19 protein-coding genes and 1 other RNA gene are annotated in these 15,041 nt (G+C 46.1%); 10 read left to right on the top strand and 10 right to left on the bottom strand.

What is annotated here, in order from left to right; all coding sequences use genetic code 11:
- The first annotated feature begins 420 nt into the window (after window positions 1–420).
- The 6 genes from AC07KQ_RS05335 (at window position 421) to AC07KQ_RS05310 (ending at window position 4,831) form a co-directional block, all read left to right on the top strand.
- A complete protein-coding gene (locus tag AC07KQ_RS05335) occupies window positions 421–741 on the top strand; it encodes a DUF898 family protein (protein WP_003564461.1) in 321 nt (106 codons plus the stop codon).
- Between the two features lie 31 nt (window positions 742–772).
- Window positions 773–1,564 carry an SGNH/GDSL hydrolase family protein gene (locus AC07KQ_RS05330; RefSeq protein WP_003594062.1) on the top strand — a complete coding sequence of 264 codons (792 nt, stop codon included), beginning with the start codon at window positions 773–775 and terminating at the stop codon, window positions 1,562–1,564.
- Between the two features lie 3 nt (window positions 1,565–1,567).
- Complete coding sequence (locus tag AC07KQ_RS05325) at window positions 1,568–2,764, top strand: zinc-ribbon domain-containing protein (RefSeq protein WP_013245619.1); 1,197 nt, start codon at window positions 1,568–1,570, stop codon at window positions 2,762–2,764.
- A 135-nt stretch (window positions 2,765–2,899) separates the two neighbouring features.
- Window positions 2,900–3,076, top strand: coding sequence for a hypothetical protein (locus AC07KQ_RS05320; RefSeq protein WP_003564455.1), 177 nt, complete (start codon window positions 2,900–2,902; stop codon window positions 3,074–3,076).
- A 134-nt stretch (window positions 3,077–3,210) separates the two neighbouring features.
- A complete protein-coding gene (locus AC07KQ_RS05315; RefSeq protein WP_003564452.1) occupies window positions 3,211–4,518 on the top strand; it encodes a Y-family DNA polymerase in 1,308 nt (435 codons plus the stop codon).
- Window positions 4,511–4,831, top strand: coding sequence for a hypothetical protein (locus AC07KQ_RS05310; protein WP_003574405.1), 321 nt, complete (start codon window positions 4,511–4,513; stop codon window positions 4,829–4,831). Before AC07KQ_RS05315 ends, AC07KQ_RS05310 begins: the two co-directional genes overlap by 8 nt.
- A gap of 80 nt (window positions 4,832–4,911) precedes the next feature.
- Here AC07KQ_RS05310 and AC07KQ_RS05305 read toward each other — a convergent pair whose 3' ends face one another.
- Window positions 4,912–5,415, bottom strand: a complete 504-nt coding sequence (locus tag AC07KQ_RS05305) for a hypothetical protein (protein ID WP_003564448.1) — start codon at window positions 5,413–5,415, stop codon at window positions 4,912–4,914.
- 24 nt (window positions 5,416–5,439) lie between these two features.
- Entirely contained in the window at window positions 5,440–5,874 is a 435-nt protein-coding gene (locus tag AC07KQ_RS05300; RefSeq protein ID WP_003564445.1) for an ACT domain-containing protein, read from the bottom strand.
- Window positions 5,875–6,322: 448 nt separating this feature from the next.
- Here AC07KQ_RS05300 and AC07KQ_RS05295 point away from each other — a divergent pair, with 448 nt between their 5' ends.
- Entirely contained in the window at window positions 6,323–6,532 is a 210-nt protein-coding gene (locus AC07KQ_RS05295; protein WP_003564443.1) for a hypothetical protein, read from the top strand.
- A gap of 61 nt (window positions 6,533–6,593) precedes the next feature.
- Here the strand turns inward: AC07KQ_RS05295 and AC07KQ_RS05290 are convergent, their stop codons facing one another.
- The 4 genes from AC07KQ_RS05290 to AC07KQ_RS05275 form a co-directional block, all read right to left on the bottom strand.
- On the bottom strand, window positions 6,594–7,127 hold the full coding sequence (locus AC07KQ_RS05290) for a GNAT family N-acetyltransferase (RefSeq protein ID WP_003564441.1): 534 nt from the start codon (window positions 7,125–7,127) through the stop codon (window positions 6,594–6,596).
- A gap of 268 nt (window positions 7,128–7,395) precedes the next feature.
- Entirely contained in the window at window positions 7,396–8,871 is a 1,476-nt protein-coding gene (locus AC07KQ_RS05285; RefSeq protein ID WP_013245618.1) for a sensor histidine kinase, read from the bottom strand.
- Entirely contained in the window at window positions 8,868–9,596 is a 729-nt protein-coding gene (locus AC07KQ_RS05280; RefSeq protein ID WP_003564436.1) for a response regulator transcription factor, read from the bottom strand. The genes AC07KQ_RS05285 and AC07KQ_RS05280 overlap by 4 nt, the downstream gene beginning before the upstream one ends.
- A 15-nt stretch (window positions 9,597–9,611) precedes the next feature.
- The gene (locus tag AC07KQ_RS05275; RefSeq protein ID WP_003584155.1) at window positions 9,612–10,007 is read right to left on the bottom strand and encodes an SdpI family protein; all 396 of its coding nucleotides are present in this window, start codon (window positions 10,005–10,007) and stop codon (window positions 9,612–9,614) included.
- A gap of 109 nt (window positions 10,008–10,116) precedes the next feature.
- Here AC07KQ_RS05275 and ssrA point away from each other — a divergent pair.
- The 3 genes from ssrA to AC07KQ_RS05260 all read left to right on the top strand — a co-directional run bounded on the left by ssrA (window position 10,117) and on the right by AC07KQ_RS05260 (window position 11,124).
- Window positions 10,117–10,480: a transfer-messenger RNA gene (gene ssrA, locus AC07KQ_RS05270) on the top strand.
- 239 nt (window positions 10,481–10,719) lie between these two features.
- On the top strand, window positions 10,720–10,968 hold the full coding sequence (locus AC07KQ_RS05265) for a GlsB/YeaQ/YmgE family stress response membrane protein (RefSeq protein WP_003568375.1): 249 nt from the start codon (window positions 10,720–10,722) through the stop codon (window positions 10,966–10,968).
- 15 nt (window positions 10,969–10,983) lie between these two features.
- Window positions 10,984–11,124: a hypothetical protein gene (locus tag AC07KQ_RS05260; RefSeq protein ID WP_003568371.1), complete on the top strand. Its 141-nt coding sequence runs from the start codon at window positions 10,984–10,986 to the stop codon at window positions 11,122–11,124.
- A gap of 518 nt (window positions 11,125–11,642) precedes the next feature.
- Here AC07KQ_RS05260 and AC07KQ_RS05255 read toward each other — a convergent pair.
- Genes AC07KQ_RS05255 through AC07KQ_RS05240 form a run of 4 tightly spaced genes read right to left on the bottom strand, consistent with a single transcriptional unit; the run spans window position 11,643 to window position 15,038 of the window.
- Entirely contained in the window at window positions 11,643–11,984 is a 342-nt protein-coding gene (locus AC07KQ_RS05255) for a phage head closure protein (protein WP_013245616.1), read from the bottom strand.
- Complete coding sequence (locus AC07KQ_RS05250; RefSeq protein WP_003586097.1) at window positions 11,968–12,258, bottom strand: head-tail connector protein; 291 nt, start codon at window positions 12,256–12,258, stop codon at window positions 11,968–11,970. The genes AC07KQ_RS05255 and AC07KQ_RS05250 overlap by 17 nt, the downstream gene beginning before the upstream one ends.
- Before the next feature lie 55 nt (window positions 12,259–12,313).
- Window positions 12,314–13,867, bottom strand: a complete 1,554-nt coding sequence (locus AC07KQ_RS05245) for a phage major capsid protein (protein WP_013245615.1) — start codon at window positions 13,865–13,867, stop codon at window positions 12,314–12,316.
- On the bottom strand, window positions 13,854–15,038 hold the full coding sequence (locus AC07KQ_RS05240) for a phage portal protein (RefSeq protein ID WP_274991073.1): 1,185 nt from the start codon (window positions 15,036–15,038) through the stop codon (window positions 13,854–13,856). The genes AC07KQ_RS05245 and AC07KQ_RS05240 overlap by 14 nt, the downstream gene beginning before the upstream one ends.
- Between the last annotated feature and the right edge of the window lie 3 nt (window positions 15,039–15,041).

The following is a 15,041-nucleotide window of genomic DNA, read 5'->3' as shown; positions in this document are numbered from 1 at the left end:
CCTATTGTACCAAATTTTGGGAGGGAGCGTGAGCGAGTGGTCAATCATGACCTCTTTAAAATCAGATGTACAAGGTTTCTCGTCCTATCTGACGTGAGTCTTCACCTGTGGTCCGAGCTGGCTCCGCGGCGATTGGGCTGGAACGTGGTGGGCACAGCTTTGAACCCGCAAAGTGCGCGGTTTCAAAGTCTGGCCTTGTTCTAAAACGGGAAGCCCACCCGTTTAAGAACAATGTCACCACTGAGCCCATCGCCGCTCCGCCAGCTCTCTCTTTCTATTCAAATGGCAGTAAAACGCATTGCCACCGGTCTCTGTTGTGGCTGTAGGCAATAAATCAAAGGCTACAATTCAAGCATCCTCCTCCACCCTGCCTACCAGTTCTGCTACACTAGAGAAAACAAGTTGGAGGCAGCAACGATTATGGAGACGAAATATGGGCGGCACTCTTTTTTTGATGGTGGCTTGTTGGCTTACGTCGGCTGGACGATTCTTGGCACTTTGATCACGATTTTTACACTAGGCATTTGTTATCCATGGGCTTTGACCATGCTATATGGTTGGAAAATCAATCATACCGTGATTGAGGGTCATCGGATGCACTTTTTTGGGTCGGCCGTGAGCTTGTTCGGCAATTGGATTAAATGGTTGTTGCTGACAATTATCACGTTGGGGATCTATGGCTTCTGGGTTTTTATTAAATTAGAAGACTGGAAAGCTAAGAACACGCGGTTTGTTAGCTGACGCATCGTGATTGCATTGGAGAAGGCATGTTATGAAAAAGTTTTGGTTGGGTTTTGGTCTTTTATTGCTCATTTTAGCAGCTGGCTGCGGGGTACAACATAAAGTGGCTAAATCGAGCAGTTCAGCGGCTTCGCTTCGCAGCCGCAAGTCGCCTAGTTCGCGATCCTCAGCTGCGATTAAGCAGACAAGCATGCTCGCCCGGCTGAAGGCAAAATCACAAACGACGCTCGTGTATGCACCGTTTGGCGACAGCCTCTCTGTTGGTTTGTTTGCGGATAGTAAAACAAGCCGGTTTACCACCCTTTTTGCTGACCAATTACACCGTTTGACTGACAAGACGGTGACAGAGGAAGGGATTGCAGAGGTGGGAAAAACCGCGACTAATCTTGGTGTCCCTGCTCTGCCAGCGTTGATTGCCCAGCATCCTGATTTGATTACCATCGAGTTTGGGACGAACGATGCGGTTGGCGGCGCCACACCAACGGCGCTGGCTGATTACCGCCAGGCGTTGACAACCATCGTGGCAACCTTGCAGAAGCAAACAACAGCTGAGTTGATCCTTATGACGACCTGGTCGCCAAACCATGGTCCTTATGCCGCCGCCGATTTGCAATTTGATGCTGTGGTCAAACAAATCGGTCAAACTTATCACGTTCCAGTTGCCGATCTGGCGACCATCTGGCAAAACCATGATGACGTCACAGGCCCTGCCGGTACAGCCATCACCGACTTCGCTGGTAACGGTCCGCGCGATACTTTTCACCCCAACCAGCGCGGTCATGATCAGATTGCTGCCTTGCTCAAGAAAACTTTGGAGGAATAACTTATGCATGATGTTTTAAAATTTTGTCCCAACTGCGGTCAACCAATTAAACCAACTGACGACTTTTGTCCTAACTGCGGGTTTGATTTGCGGAAAGCCCGACTTGAAGCCCAATCAACCCAAGAACCAGCATCAACGTCCCCTGCCGAGGCACCAAAAGCAACTCAGTCTGCGACAGTTGCTGCTTCAACCCAGCCAGCGCAGCAACAAGTACATAAACGCCGGCGCTGGCCATGGATCGTTGTTGGTGCGGTTGTCGTTCTTTTAGGTGCGGCCTATCTCGGCGGATCAATGTACTATGGTCAAAATCGACAAGTCGCTGAGTTGGCTGATGAAATGACTAGTGGAGATGCCGATGACATGGCTGAAGTTGCCATTGCAAACGATGGCACACCATTGACTGAAAGTGACCTTAAGCCTCTCGCCCGTTTGACTAAGAATCGGCTTTATCGCAGCACCTTGCGAACCATGATCATGGACAAGCAAACCAATGGCATGGTTCAGGTCGTCAAACAAGGCAGTTACCTGCTACTTTTCCCGAAATACAAGGTTAAGCTTGGTACCGCGAACGTCACAGTCAAAACCAACCTTGACGCCGCTGCTTTCACCATGGATGGCAATCAAATTCAACCTGAAAATCGTTCTGGCAGTTATACCATTGCCAGTCAATTACCTGGTCTGTACGCCCTCAAGCTGAGCGGTACGCACGAAGGAAGTACGAAAGACTTCAATCGTGAAGTCATCGTCCCGCTTAAAGGGCAACCGGAAGCACTGACATTGGATGCCGCAACCGCTACCAAGACGGTTACACCAACGCATGACGCCACAAGCGGTTCTTCAACATCTGAATCTCATGATGATGACGACGATGATGATTATGATGACAATGGTGTGACCAAAACGAACCGCCAGTATCCTTCTGATGCTTCAAAGCGCAATGATAATCATTCAACGGATGGCGTCGTCGGTCGCTGGGAATCAGGCGACACTGCCACTTTCAACTTCAACAGTGACGGTACTTATACGGCGACCAGCAATGGCACGCCAACAAATGGTAAGTGGGAAGTTGTTTATCGCGATGGCAACATCTTGAATATCAAGTTCACCAAAGATGATGGCAGCAGTGTCGTCGAACCTTTCGCATTGGACGATGGTGATTTGATTGAAACTAATCTGAAGATTAAGTGGGATCGAGACTAATGCTTGACTGAGGTGAACACCCCTTTGTTCAGAAATAAGACTGGTGCGTGCCGCCTTATTTTCTCCCAATTCCGTCATCTAATGGTGTTATACTACATGCTGTCATGTGTTTTTAATTGTTAGGGGGTCGTTGCTATGTTACATTCTGAAAAATGGCGGCCATTGATGGTCACCTTGATCGTGATCGCGGCAATTTTTGCAGCCTTCTTTGTCCTAGAGGCCTTCAGTGGCATGGGAATGGGCTTCTTCCACAGCAATATGATGTCCAACGTCTCTTCATGGGGCAGTCATATCGGCGGTTGCATGCGCTAACCGAAACAATTGCTTAACGTCGATTCAATCAAACCGTTGCGTTTTTTGACGCAGCGGTTTTTTTCTGGGCTGAAATCACGTTATGCTTGCTTATACAAACGTATGTTCGTATAATAATTGCAGAGGTGATTTTGATGGCCTACGATTATTCCCACGAACCGCATCGAACGGTTTTCCTGATTGACAATAAATCCTTTTACGCTTCAGTTGAAAGCATTGAACGCGGGCTGAACCCTTTAAGAACCCTTCTCGTGGTCATGTCCGAACAAGAGAATACAAATGGCGGCCTCATCTTGGCAACTTCGCCAATGGCCAAAAAAATATATGGCCTTAAAAGTAACGTTAGCCGTCAACGGGACTTACCTGTGGATAAGCATCTGATCGTGGTACCGCCACGCATGAATCTTTACATCAAAAAGAATCTAGCCATCAATGATATTTTTCGTGAGTTTGTTGCCAATGAAGACTTGTGGCCTTATTCCATTGATGAATCCATTCTCGATTTAACGCACACATGGCGACTCTTTGGCAAAACACCACGTGCAGTTGCGCAATTAATTCAACATACTATTCGGCATCGACTTGGTCTCTACACAACAGTCGGGATCGGTGACAATCCGCTTCAAGCCAAAATTGCGCTGGATGTTTATGCAAAACATGATCCTAATTTAATTGGTCAAATCTCCTATCAAACTGTACCAGATACCATTTGGCAGATCACCAATATGACAGACGTTTGGAGTATCGGTCAACGAACAGCAGCGCATCTCGCACGTATGGGCATTACGACAATGAAACAACTTGCTCACGCAAATCCGTATGCCTTAAAGCAAGAACTAGGCATCATTGGCACGCAGTTATTTGCGCTAGCATGGGGCATTGACCGCACAAAAATCAGCGAACGCGTCATCACCCGCGAACCAAGCATTGGCAACTCACAGGTTCTGCCGCGCGATTATAGCAATCAAGTTGAAATCGAAATCGTTATTAAAGAAATCGGCGAACAGGTTGCCGCACGGTTGCGGCATCATCACAAACGAGCTGGTGAAATTTCCCTAGGTATCGGCTTTTCCTATGCTGAAAGTGAAAAAGACGGACGCGGCGGGTTTCACCAAACTAAGCGAATTTTACCGACGAATCGGGACGGCGATCTTGTTGCCACACTGCAACTGATTTTTCGGCAAAACTGGCATGGTGAGGTCATTCGTAACGTTGCCGTTTATACCGGCCGCTTAGCCCCAGATACCGGCGAACAACTCAATTTCTTTGAGCCGGTTGATCAACAAATTAAAGCAACTAATTTAGAACGCACGCTAGATACTATTCGCGATCGTTTTGGCTTTAAGGGCTTGATCTACGCTAAAAGTGCGATGCATGGCGGAACGGCGATTCAACGGGCATCACTAGTAGGAGGACATAATGGCGGCAATAGCTATGACTAAAGATTTGAAGCTAATGATGGCGCGATTAACCCCCCTTTTCAAACGACGCCGTCAAACACGTTACTGGCTATCACTGGTCAATCAAACCTATACACCGGCATACAATTTTTTCATGAACGTTCAACCTAAGGATCAGCGCCAACGTTCCATTCCCTTACACAGCCTGATCAACTATGACCTGGCAGACTTAGAAACCTTCATTGGCCTGCTTCGTCAGCACACGCAACTCACGATTGAATATGTCGGCTTTGAAGAGATGCGCTGGCCTGAATCAAATCGGGTGATTCAATGGCGGCCGCGGCGTGATGAATAAACGCGTCAATTTCAAAAAGTAGCCAAGAAAAAAGAGCGCTGGCACAGCACTCTTGCGGATGGTATTTTAAATTCATTTTGTTAATACGCAATTGAGTAGGAATGCCTCTCATCAACCACAAAGGACTCCGCCATTTCAGGGCCGTGCTGAGCAAGAATCTGATCAGCAAGATACGCCTGCAGGTCTTCGTGGAAGTAAGTCTCAAACCCAAACCCCCAGGCTGATAAAAGATGCCGCCCGCGCCGTCGACCCGCACGGAAATTTTCATAAATCGCGTGGTAAATCGTCCGTCCCGTCAACTTGACCGTCACCGGCAATACCACCCGTTCACCATGATGTTGAAAACGAACATTCACTGTTCGGAAAGTCATAAAGCGAATCACCAGCAATAAGCATGGAATCATGATACTGAGACCCACCAAGGCCACAAAAATGATACCGAGTACCAGCCCAACAGCGCTAATTGCCATGGCACCAGAAACGACCACGCTCAACCCAATGACAAACAAAATCAACAGTAGCGCGGGAAATAAAATCACACCGGTCACTAAGACCCAGAGTAATAGTTTAAATGCTATTTTCATACAGCCTCCAGATAATCATGGCGCTCATTCAACAGAAACCAGATGCACATCACTGACACCGCGAATGTCGCCAAGTTTGGTTACAAGATCATCTAACGTTCCCTGCAATGCCGAAATATCAAATGACATCACAACACTAGCCCAATTATGGATCGGAATATTTTGGTTGATGGTCACGATACTAGCTTGCGCTTGCGACATGGTTGTCAGAACTTCTGATAAAATGCCGCGATCGTGATGCAACATCAACGAGATGACCGCTTTACGCGATGCCATTTCTGGGTCGGGTAAAAAAACATAATCTTTGTACTTATAATAGGTTCCACGGGAAATGCCGACCTGTTTGACGGCCTCGCTCACCTGCTTAACCTCGCCATTTTGGAGAAGTGCGCGCGCCGCTATGACTTTACCGACGACTTCCGGAAGCATCGAACTGTCAACAATATAAAACTGCTTCACGCTAAAACCTCCAAAACGATTGACTAAAACTAAATGTCCTTGAATAATAGACATTCGTTCAGATATGTTCATATTGTAACAGTGATTGTCATTTCTGCAAACCCACTGTCAACTTGTAAAAGGTTTGCAATAAAAAAAGTCAAGCAAAAAGACCGTTTTTACGGTCTTTTAAAAAAATAGCAGCGTTTTTGACCAGATGGATGATGACATTTTGATGAGCCTGAAAGCGTTTAAGTGAAGTGCCTTTAATCTTGATCGTTTTTGCGGTAGGCTAAGACTGTCATTGCGGGGAGTATTAGTTAATTCATACAAAGCGTGCGCGGACACGTTTAGAAACCTGAACATCCGTGACTTGAAGCTTAAATGAATGGGTCTTTGACCAGTTGGGTTTCAAATGTTTATGGATAGGTTTCTGCGCCTGCGAACGCATTTATAAGGGGGCCTTCACATGAAGGTACAGCATACATATCATCCACATCATTTCTCATGGCATTTTGTGGTAGTCGCGGTCATCATTGGCTTTGTCGTCTTCATTGAATGCTGGCCGCATGTTAGCGACAATACACTCATGGGAAGTGCTTTAGTCACTGGCGGTCTGTGTATTGGGTCAATCCGCATGGCTCATCATCACGACAAGGATCAAGAAAAACAAAAATAATTAAAAAATGAGTCGCGTTTTGAACAACGCGGCTCATTTTTTAATGTGGTGGTCTCAATGATTAATTCGCTATCTGGGTCAAAAAAGGTGCTGGATAATTGACCTTGCCGCGAACACTTGCCAAAACACCAGGCACAAGTTCCTTAATCAAATGGTCTTCAGTGACGACTGGGAAAGGCGGATCGAGTTTGTACTTGGCTGCTTTTTGAAAGCCAAGTCGGCCAAAGAATTGTCGATCGCCGACAACACTGACAAAATCACGCCGCAAATCAGTTGCTCGCATGTCGAGTTCAGTCACAATCGCGACCCCAATGCCACCGCCTTGATATTCAGGGGCAACTGCTAACGGTGCCAGCGCCACCCCTTGCATATGGGCATCTGGCGTAATGCTGGCCGCGGTCATTAGCCCGTAGCCGACCAAATGACCGTCCATCATCGCCACAACTTCAAGGGCTGAATCATAATTAGGATCACGCCGCAGTCCGGCAACTAGCTCTGCCTCACCGTTATAACCGCGATTGCTGGCATTGAATGCTGCATGTAACAAGGCATCTACATCAGCAAAATCATTTTGTTGTATTCGTCGAATGGTCATATGCGTCTCCTTTTAGTTTGTTAATTCTATTATACACGTTTCCATGCAAAGCCGTCGTTGTGAGGATTTGGACGCAACCCAGTAGCCAAAATTGTTATATAATTTTGGCTAAGCAGCTACTGCATTGTAAAAGCCCTGCCAGCCATCACATGCGGCAAAACTTTTGCTTAACAAAATCAGGCAATTCACGTGAGCGTGATGATCATTTCGAACGGTCCTAATGGCCTTTTTTTGGTGTATCTTGACGCTGCTTGAACTTGTCTCTTCTTCATGATGAGGTCTGCTGATCGGCTCCTGGCTGCTTTTGCTTAGGCGCTGTCGCTTCATCTGGGAAGGTCAACGTAAAGGTTGTACCTTTGCCTAGGGTCGAATCAACATGAATGGTGCCACCGTGTTGTCCCATTAACTGATGCACAATCGCCATGCCCAAACCGGACTCACCATATTTGGTGTTTTTACGTGATGGATCGGCCTTGTAATACCGCTCCCAAATATTCTTCATCTGATCCTTGGACATACCAATACCAGTATCGCTAATGGCAAATTCAGTCTGGTGATACCCCACTTTTGCTTTTACGGTGATTTGGCCATTTTTAGTGAATTGGACCGCATTTTGAACAATGTTGAAAAGAATCTGAACGAACCGATCATGATCTGCATATGTCGGCAGATCTGCTGGGGCATCAATTGTGATCTTATCACCAGCCTCTTCGGATTTCTGCGCCAGCTGTTCCGCGATGTTATCAAGGTCCGTGCGCGCGTTAAACGTCTGTTTGCTGAGCAAAATTTGATTTGTCCGAATTTTTTCATAATCAAGGTTCTCGTTGACAAGCCGAATCAAGCGGTTCGTTTCGTTCCGCATTAATTCGATACTCTTTCCCTTACTTTCTTCAGGGATGGCATCATAGGCCAAGCCTTCAAGTAAGCCATTGATTGTTGTCAGCGGGGTCCGCATTTCATGAGCCGCATCAGCCATAAATTGCCGGCGCCGATCTTCCTGCCGTTGAATTTCTTGCTGACTAGCTTTCAGTGAGGTCACCATGTCGCGAAAATCATCGGCCAGTTCCGCAACTTCATCATGACTGCGGCTTTTAATTTTTACTTCAACATCATAATTGCCTTCTGCCACTTGATGCGTTGCGCGCCGTAATTGATTAATCCGCCGCACCTGATAGGACGCAATGAAATAACTGATGATGAACGCCGCAAGCGTTGACAGTACGAACGCGATAAGCAAATTATGCTCAGTTTTGCTAATTGAACTTTGAATTTGCTCAACTGGCGCAAAGGCGGCAATCACAAAGAGTAATTTTTCACTCAGAAAAACCGGTTGATAATAGATCGTCATGCTTTGTGCATGGCCGCTGATTGGATTCGTCATCATCTCCGGGACGGCAACAGCCGCCCCTTGCTTTAGCTTTTTCCAATAGCTTGCCTTGATCGCCGGCATCTGACCTTTTTGGGACACAGGATATTTAGCAACGTTATTGGCATCATAAATAACAAAATGCACGTGTTGATCGCTTAAAATCTCTTCAGCATTTTGAATAAATCTGGCATTGATGACGTAGGTATTTTCATCAACCGCATTATTTTTTAAAACATCCGTGTATTGCTCTAACTGTTTAAAGCCATTTTCCCAAACCGTGTTCGTGGTAGACCGAATAAACAGAATCGAGACAATCACTAAGGTCACCATAATGACTGAGAAAAAGCCAATCAGCTGCTGGTAGAGCATTTTCATCGATCAAGCCCCGAATCATCAAACTTGTAGCCGACGCCCCAAACAGTTTGAATAATTTGCGGACCGACTTTTTCGACTTTTTGGCGTAGTTTTTTAATATGGGCATCTACAGTTCGTTCGTCACCGTAATACTCATAATCCCAAACCAATTGCAATAATTGTTCACGTGAGAAAACCTGCTTCGGACTTTTCGACAAGGTATGCAGTAAATCAAATTCCTTTGGTGTTAAGCCTTCAATTTGCTTACCATCCAAATAAGCTTCACGTGTTTTGGTACTGAGCTTGAAGTGATCAGTTTCAACATCAAAACCGTCAGGCGGCTCGCTTGTTGTCTGCTCAGCACCCACTTCGGCGCCTACCTCAGCCCGACGATGTAGGGCCTTGATACGTGCAATCAACGTAATCGGTGAAAATGGCTTGGTAACATAGTCGTCGGCACCGAGTTCCAGTCCCAACACCTGATCACTTTCAGTATCGCGCGCTGTGAGCATAATCAACGGCACAGTTTGACTGATTTTACGAATTTCTTTTGCGACCTGCATGCCGTCCATTTTTGGCAGATTGAGGTCAAGCGTAATAATATCAAAGCTGTCCGGTGCTTCCTTAAACTTAGCAAGACCTTCTTCACCATCATAGGCGTTGACGACTTCCCATTTCTCTTTTTGAAAGAACATCGCCATCATTTCGGCGACACTCGTGTTATCTTCGATCATTAATAATTTCATGATGTACCCCTCATTTCACAGATCTTTAAAGCCTTTTTTGCGTTGCGGTTTCGGTGCATCGTCTGGTGACACATAGTCATAAGGCAGTGCATCATGGGCTTGCAAATAATGCTTTAACCGCGTCTCGGTATAGACAAATCCTGGCAGAAACAACATGACGGCCAAAAATAGCCAAACAATAAAGAAATTGTCCCATGCCAGAAAATGGATCAACCAGCCCGCACCGGCTTCAAGTGCGCCTGTGATGATCAATGCTTGGCAAAACCAACGTTGTGCCAAGCGAAAACTTTCGGCATTCACCCCGGCAAGATAGGACGTGTAGCCCCAAAAACCAGATTGATGACGTGGTCGAAAAACAGCAAGAAGGATGCCCATCAGTAATTGCATGCATCCGGCAATAAGTAGAATCATAGACATGCCTCCATAAAAATAGCTTAAATCCGAAATTGATGCCAGTCTAAAACCAAACATTTTGACAAGCTTAATTATACCGTGGTATCATAACGTTTGCACCTTAATCGGGGGTGTAATGGTCTCGACATTGCTTTTCGCACATGCAGTGCACCTCGGAGGCTCGGCTCCGTCATCAACGGAACAGTTAATATAACTGCAAAGAACGAAAATTCTTACGCTTTAGCTGCTTAATAACCAGCTAGCGTGATCCTTCCGACTTCGCTCAAGGGTCGGGTCTGGGTCTCAAATGATTGAGCTACGGTTAATGTTGCCACCTGAGGCATTAACAAGAGACTAGTAGGTTAGCCGCCTTGTGTTAGCCTTGCTGGCTGGCGCGACATCGCGGCGAATTTTAAATAAGTCAGCTATAGGTGTAGAGCTGCATGTAGCAGGGGTGATGGACAGGAGTTCGATTCTCCTCACCTCCACTTATCATTATCATTAGCTTTCATCGGTGTTCAAAATGCCGGTGTAGCAGCATTTTATGTTTGGCAGATAGTCACTGATTATCATTAGTTGGTAACATCAGGTAACATTTAGGTAACATTTTAATCTGCTTGGCAGGCGGTGGCCGTCCATTACGGGCGGCTATTTTATTATCTATTGTTACTACTGTATGTTATACTGTGTTCGTCTATAGAGACAATATAACCAAAAAGGAGGAATTATCATGCATTTTCTTTGGGCTTTAATTGTTGGTGCTATTATTGGTGCAATTGCTGGTGCTATCACTAGCAAGGGAAAATCGATGGGCTGGTTTGCTAACATCATTGCAGGATTAGTGGGTTCTGCAATTGGTGAGGGACTTTTAGGCCATTGGGGGCCACAACTGGCAGGAATGGCTTTGATTCCTTCAATTATCGGCGCAATTATTGTTGTTGCCGTGGTCTCCTTCTTTGTTGGCAGATCAAAAGACTGATAGGGGGACATCTTTATGGACGCTTTAAAAGCTGCATTTAAGTTTATGGTTGCTAGTACTCTCATCGTTGGCGGTGTTTTAGTTGCAGGTACAGTCTTCGCAGCTAAGGGCATTGATAATGCTGGAGATAAACTACAAGAAAAGCTACATGACTAACACAAAATAGCCACTTCGCTATGAGGTGGCTATTTTTGTATCCATTGACTAGGTGAATATTTGTCACTTGGTTCTCATAAGCAGGTCAATATTTTTGACTTGCCTTTTCCCAACGAACCCACAATTTGCTGGTTCGTTCTTGAACGTCAGAATTTCGGACTTTGTTGAGCCAATCCCGAAATTCCGGATTGCCTAACCGATTTTTATTGTCCAGAACGACCATACCTCAAGTTAAACTTGTTCAGCGTGCACCAGAATGCGTCTCTCAGCACACAAAAAAACGGGCATCTCTGCCCGCTTCGCCCAATGATATTGCTACTTTAGATGAGAAGCAATGAAACAAGTCAAGGAAAACTATGACTACCGTATCAGCGAGGGTTGAGGAATGTCCTTCACTTGCTACGAGAAATCAATCTGACTTGGTCTATAAAATGCGCCACCGGTTAGCTATGCCGTGCGTCGGTTAAAACGGTTCTGCCCGCTTATCGCCTAGGACTATCCTAATTATAAGTTAAAGCTTATTTATTGGCAACTGGTTTTCCTATGATTGTTGTCCATTGTTTTTTGGCTGTGTCCGGTGTTAGTTTCACAATGTCGTACTGCTTTCCCTGCCATTCAATGCGCCATGAGTTAAGGATAGTTTCTGGCTGATCATACCGAACAACAAAGGTCACTGTATCTTCGAGCTTCGTCCCAACTGACGCCCTCACTTCGCTTAAATATTGGCTTAACACAAGTGCCCATGTCGTGAAGTGCTCTTTCCTGACGTTGCTCACAGGAACCCCATTTACATTACCCATCGTGTAGCTCACTAAAGTAATGAGTTCATTCAGTTGGCTGATGCTATTTACCAGTGGCATAGTCAACACCTCGCAACTGCTGAATCATGCTCACAACGCTATCTGGTACATACGTTGCCCCATCGACACCACGGTTAATATACCAGTGTTGTGCTAACAACGAGACAGCAAAGTCAAAACGAGGATCATCTCCAAAGTTTTCATCCGTAAGGGTCTGGTCAACCGCGCTAATCACGAACTGCTTTGCCGTCAACAAGTAGGCTGACAACATAGCATCATCTTCGCTGTGGCTAATGCGCAGTGCTTTCTTTAGATCTTCTGTGGTAACACTCATATGCTCATCTCCTATATAAAAATAGGGGCGTACCCTAAGGCACGCCCCCACTAAATTATGCTGCTGGCGTGGCTGCTACCGGTGTAATGTCAACGATTCGAGCAGCGTCTGGATCAACCACTTCATAGTCGTTGCGGATCACGACGGCCAAGCCTTGGCTATAACTGTCGAACCGTTCCCACTGGGTGTTGACTTCGTTCTTTTGGGCTAAGAAAATTGCTTGAGCAAAGTCCCCGATGATGATCCGATAGGTGCCCGCCTTATCAGTCGGCAATACTTCGTTAGCAATCACGATCACCGGCGCCCCAAATAGTTGCTTGCCTGATGGTGCCGTGATTGAAGGTTGTAACAAGTAACGGCCTTCGCTGTCTTTCAGGGTATCAAGGTAGTTAAAAGCGTCCTGATTGACGATAACAGACAAGGACAGTGCTGGATCTAACTCAACATTGAAAGTTTGCTTGAGGTCATCGAGACCAGTGCCAGTGATGTGCTTGAAGTTATCGTTGGTGCCCGTCTTGCCAGTCAGAACGCTGATAATGTTGCTATTGTCCGTGTTTTGTACTAGCTTCTTGAGTTGATTCTTAACCTCGGCAACAATATCAACTTCACTGTCTTCTACCAGTTCATTAGACAGATAAATCTTGCCAGCACGGGTAGCAACCTTGTAGTCAACACCTTTAAACATATTGGCGTCAACATCGGCCACGTCTGCAAGTTCTGCCTTGGTGGCTAAAACGCCATTGTTGGTAAGGGCGATCGGATAGGTGCCTACAGGGGTACCTACTTGCTTCACAGTGACGTATTTAGCCAGGTCATAATCTGATTGCTTTAAGTCCCAAACATCATTGATGACTTCTTTAGGAACGACTGCACCAGCAGTGGTTGTCGTTAAGCCATCGCGTTGCTCACCCATGCTACGAATATAGTCTTCGTAAGCGCGGGACTCGGTATGTTCTTCTTTATCAATAATAGTTTTTTCGGTCATGTGATTGACTCCCTTTCGTTTTTCGGTTGGTGGTAGTTGCTGTTCTGGATCTTCTACATGGTCTTTCAACCATTCAGTGTAGCTGCGTTTGTCCACTTGGACGTTGGTATCGTCATACGCTGGAATAGCTACCAGTGAGACGTCAAACAAGCTCTTTACTTGCTTGATGGTACGGATCACTTGCCCACTGTCGTCCTTAGTGAACGTGTCACCGTCTGGCGCAGCATTGAAAGTAAAACTCATGGCTGACAGATTACCAGCTTGGACGTTGTTATAGGCATCGTTGGCTGTGGTCGTATCGGGTAAGGTTGCTTCAAACTGCAAGCCTTTATCATCCACGTTTAAGGTCAACGTGCCGGCCTTGGTACTGGCTAAGACTTGGCTAAAATCATGGTTCGAAACCATATAGACGTCTGATAAGTCCACATTGTCGAATGCGTGCGGATCAACGACTTCTTTAAAGCCTCCAAGATCCTTGCTTGGGCTATTGAAAACTACTGCATAACCACTTAGTTTCTTTGAACCGGTTTTAGCCTTATCTTGATCGTCGTCTGTTTTAGTCGCATCGGCGGCAGCCAGATCAGCGTCAGGATTCAGGCGTTTTTCTACGTCATCTTGATTCATTTTCTGGATCACTCCTTTGTCTTGTGTTTTGATAGTTTGTCAGGTTGTTTAGTGGTGTGTAGTTGAGGCTGGCCATGATGTCATCGCCTCCAGTAATTGGTGGCAGATTTAACTTGGCTCGTGCTTCATTAGTGGTCAGAACACCGCCTTGCAGCCCCTTAACTGCTAGTTCTTGCATCGTGGCTGGGTCCGCTGAAAATAGCTTGTCAGTGTTGAAGCTGAACCGGTTGTCACCTGTGGACAGTTTGGCATCCATCTCACTTGTGAAGCAGGTAAAATACTGAATCAGCGTGTTTTGCAAGTACATCACGTTAGACTGTACGGCATTTGAGTGCTCGCTTTCGATACCCAGCCGATCCAGTGGTAACCCGAACGCTTTGGAAATCTGCTTCGTTGTCCAATCGCTAGAATTGACTAGATTCAGCACGTCAGTATTAACTTCGAGTTGCTTATAGTCCATATCATTGTCTAGAATGATGGTCTTGAGGGCATTATCACCACTGTTGGCAGCTTCAAATTTATTCCGGATGTTTTCTTTGGCCTTGGTGTCTAGTTGGGTCTTGTTGACTTTAAGAATGCCTGTCCCTTGGACACCAGAGTTGAAGAAACCTTTCAGCAACGCATGCCCAGACTTTTGCACCCCGACCTCATCGTGGAGGCTATAAAGCGGCGATATTCCTTTGTAGCCGTCTTGTGTGAAGCACTTGAAGTGTAATACCTCACTGGAATTTAAACGCTGTGAGCGGCCGTTGTCAGGCGTGTATTCGTAGCTGATAATGCCGGTCGTATCGTCTTGTTTAACCACCATTTGGCTGTTGGGGACTAACTCAAAGCCAGTAACTTGTCCGCTGGGATTCTTAGTAACCCGTGCAAAGCTGTTACCATTCAGCAACATGTTAGCAGCTATGGCAAACTTGAACGCCCATGCGGTCATGTGGCCATTGGGTGCCTTGTTAAGAAGCACGCTGATACGATTGTCACTGTATTCAATCGGATTGGTTGCAAGATCACTGGCAATCACGCGCACCGCCGTAAACACATCCGAATTACGTAAAGCACCAATCCCCACATATAGGCCACTGTCGTTGCTGGTCATGCTGACAAGCGCATCTAAGAACGGGTCGCTGTTGTCATCGCGTGGTTGTGTTGTGTCATTCGTGAAAAAGCTCATTGT

Source organism: Lacticaseibacillus sp. YLM2-1 (assembly GCF_056583465.1).
The sequence above is the reverse complement of the archived record's forward strand: the minus strand, read 5'-3'. Positions and strand labels throughout refer to the sequence as shown.

Excerpts from the sequence above, each read along its gene's own strand:
- AC07KQ_RS05275 (WP_003584155.1), bottom strand. The coding sequence starts at position 10,007 with ATGATTCTACTTATTGCCGGATGCATGCAATTACTGATGGGCATCCTT.
- AC07KQ_RS05290 (WP_003564441.1), bottom strand. The coding sequence starts at position 7,127 with ATGACCATTCGACGAATACAACAAAATGATTTTGCTGATGTAGATGCC.
- AC07KQ_RS05335 (WP_003564461.1), top strand. The coding sequence starts at position 421 with ATGGAGACGAAATATGGGCGGCACTCTTTTTTTGATGGTGGCTTGTTG.
- AC07KQ_RS05245 (WP_013245615.1), bottom strand. The coding sequence starts at position 13,867 with ATGAATCAAGATGACGTAGAAAAACGCCTGAATCCTGACGCTGATCTG.
- AC07KQ_RS05305 (WP_003564448.1), bottom strand. The coding sequence starts at position 5,415 with ATGAAAATAGCATTTAAACTATTACTCTGGGTCTTAGTGACCGGTGTG.
- AC07KQ_RS05310 (WP_003574405.1), top strand. The coding sequence starts at position 4,511 with ATGACTAAAGATTTGAAGCTAATGATGGCGCGATTAACCCCCCTTTTC.
- AC07KQ_RS05285 (WP_013245618.1), bottom strand. The coding sequence starts at position 8,871 with ATGAAAATGCTCTACCAGCAGCTGATTGGCTTTTTCTCAGTCATTATG.
- AC07KQ_RS05240 (WP_274991073.1), bottom strand. The coding sequence starts at position 15,038 with ATGAGCTTTTTCACGAATGACACAACACAACCACGCGATGACAACAGC.
- AC07KQ_RS05320 (WP_003564455.1), top strand. The coding sequence starts at position 2,900 with ATGTTACATTCTGAAAAATGGCGGCCATTGATGGTCACCTTGATCGTG.
- AC07KQ_RS05295 (WP_003564443.1), top strand. The coding sequence starts at position 6,323 with ATGAAGGTACAGCATACATATCATCCACATCATTTCTCATGGCATTTT.
- AC07KQ_RS05250 (WP_003586097.1), bottom strand. The coding sequence starts at position 12,258 with ATGAGTGTTACCACAGAAGATCTAAAGAAAGCACTGCGCATTAGCCAC.
- AC07KQ_RS05255 (WP_013245616.1), bottom strand. The coding sequence starts at position 11,984 with ATGCCACTGGTAAATAGCATCAGCCAACTGAATGAACTCATTACTTTA.
- AC07KQ_RS05260 (WP_003568371.1), top strand. The coding sequence starts at position 10,984 with ATGGACGCTTTAAAAGCTGCATTTAAGTTTATGGTTGCTAGTACTCTC.
- AC07KQ_RS05315 (WP_003564452.1), top strand. The coding sequence starts at position 3,211 with ATGGCCTACGATTATTCCCACGAACCGCATCGAACGGTTTTCCTGATT.
- AC07KQ_RS05265 (WP_003568375.1), top strand. The coding sequence starts at position 10,720 with ATGCATTTTCTTTGGGCTTTAATTGTTGGTGCTATTATTGGTGCAATT.
- AC07KQ_RS05280 (WP_003564436.1), bottom strand. The coding sequence starts at position 9,596 with ATGAAATTATTAATGATCGAAGATAACACGAGTGTCGCCGAAATGATG.
- AC07KQ_RS05325 (WP_013245619.1), top strand. The coding sequence starts at position 1,568 with ATGCATGATGTTTTAAAATTTTGTCCCAACTGCGGTCAACCAATTAAA.
- AC07KQ_RS05330 (WP_003594062.1), top strand. The coding sequence starts at position 773 with ATGAAAAAGTTTTGGTTGGGTTTTGGTCTTTTATTGCTCATTTTAGCA.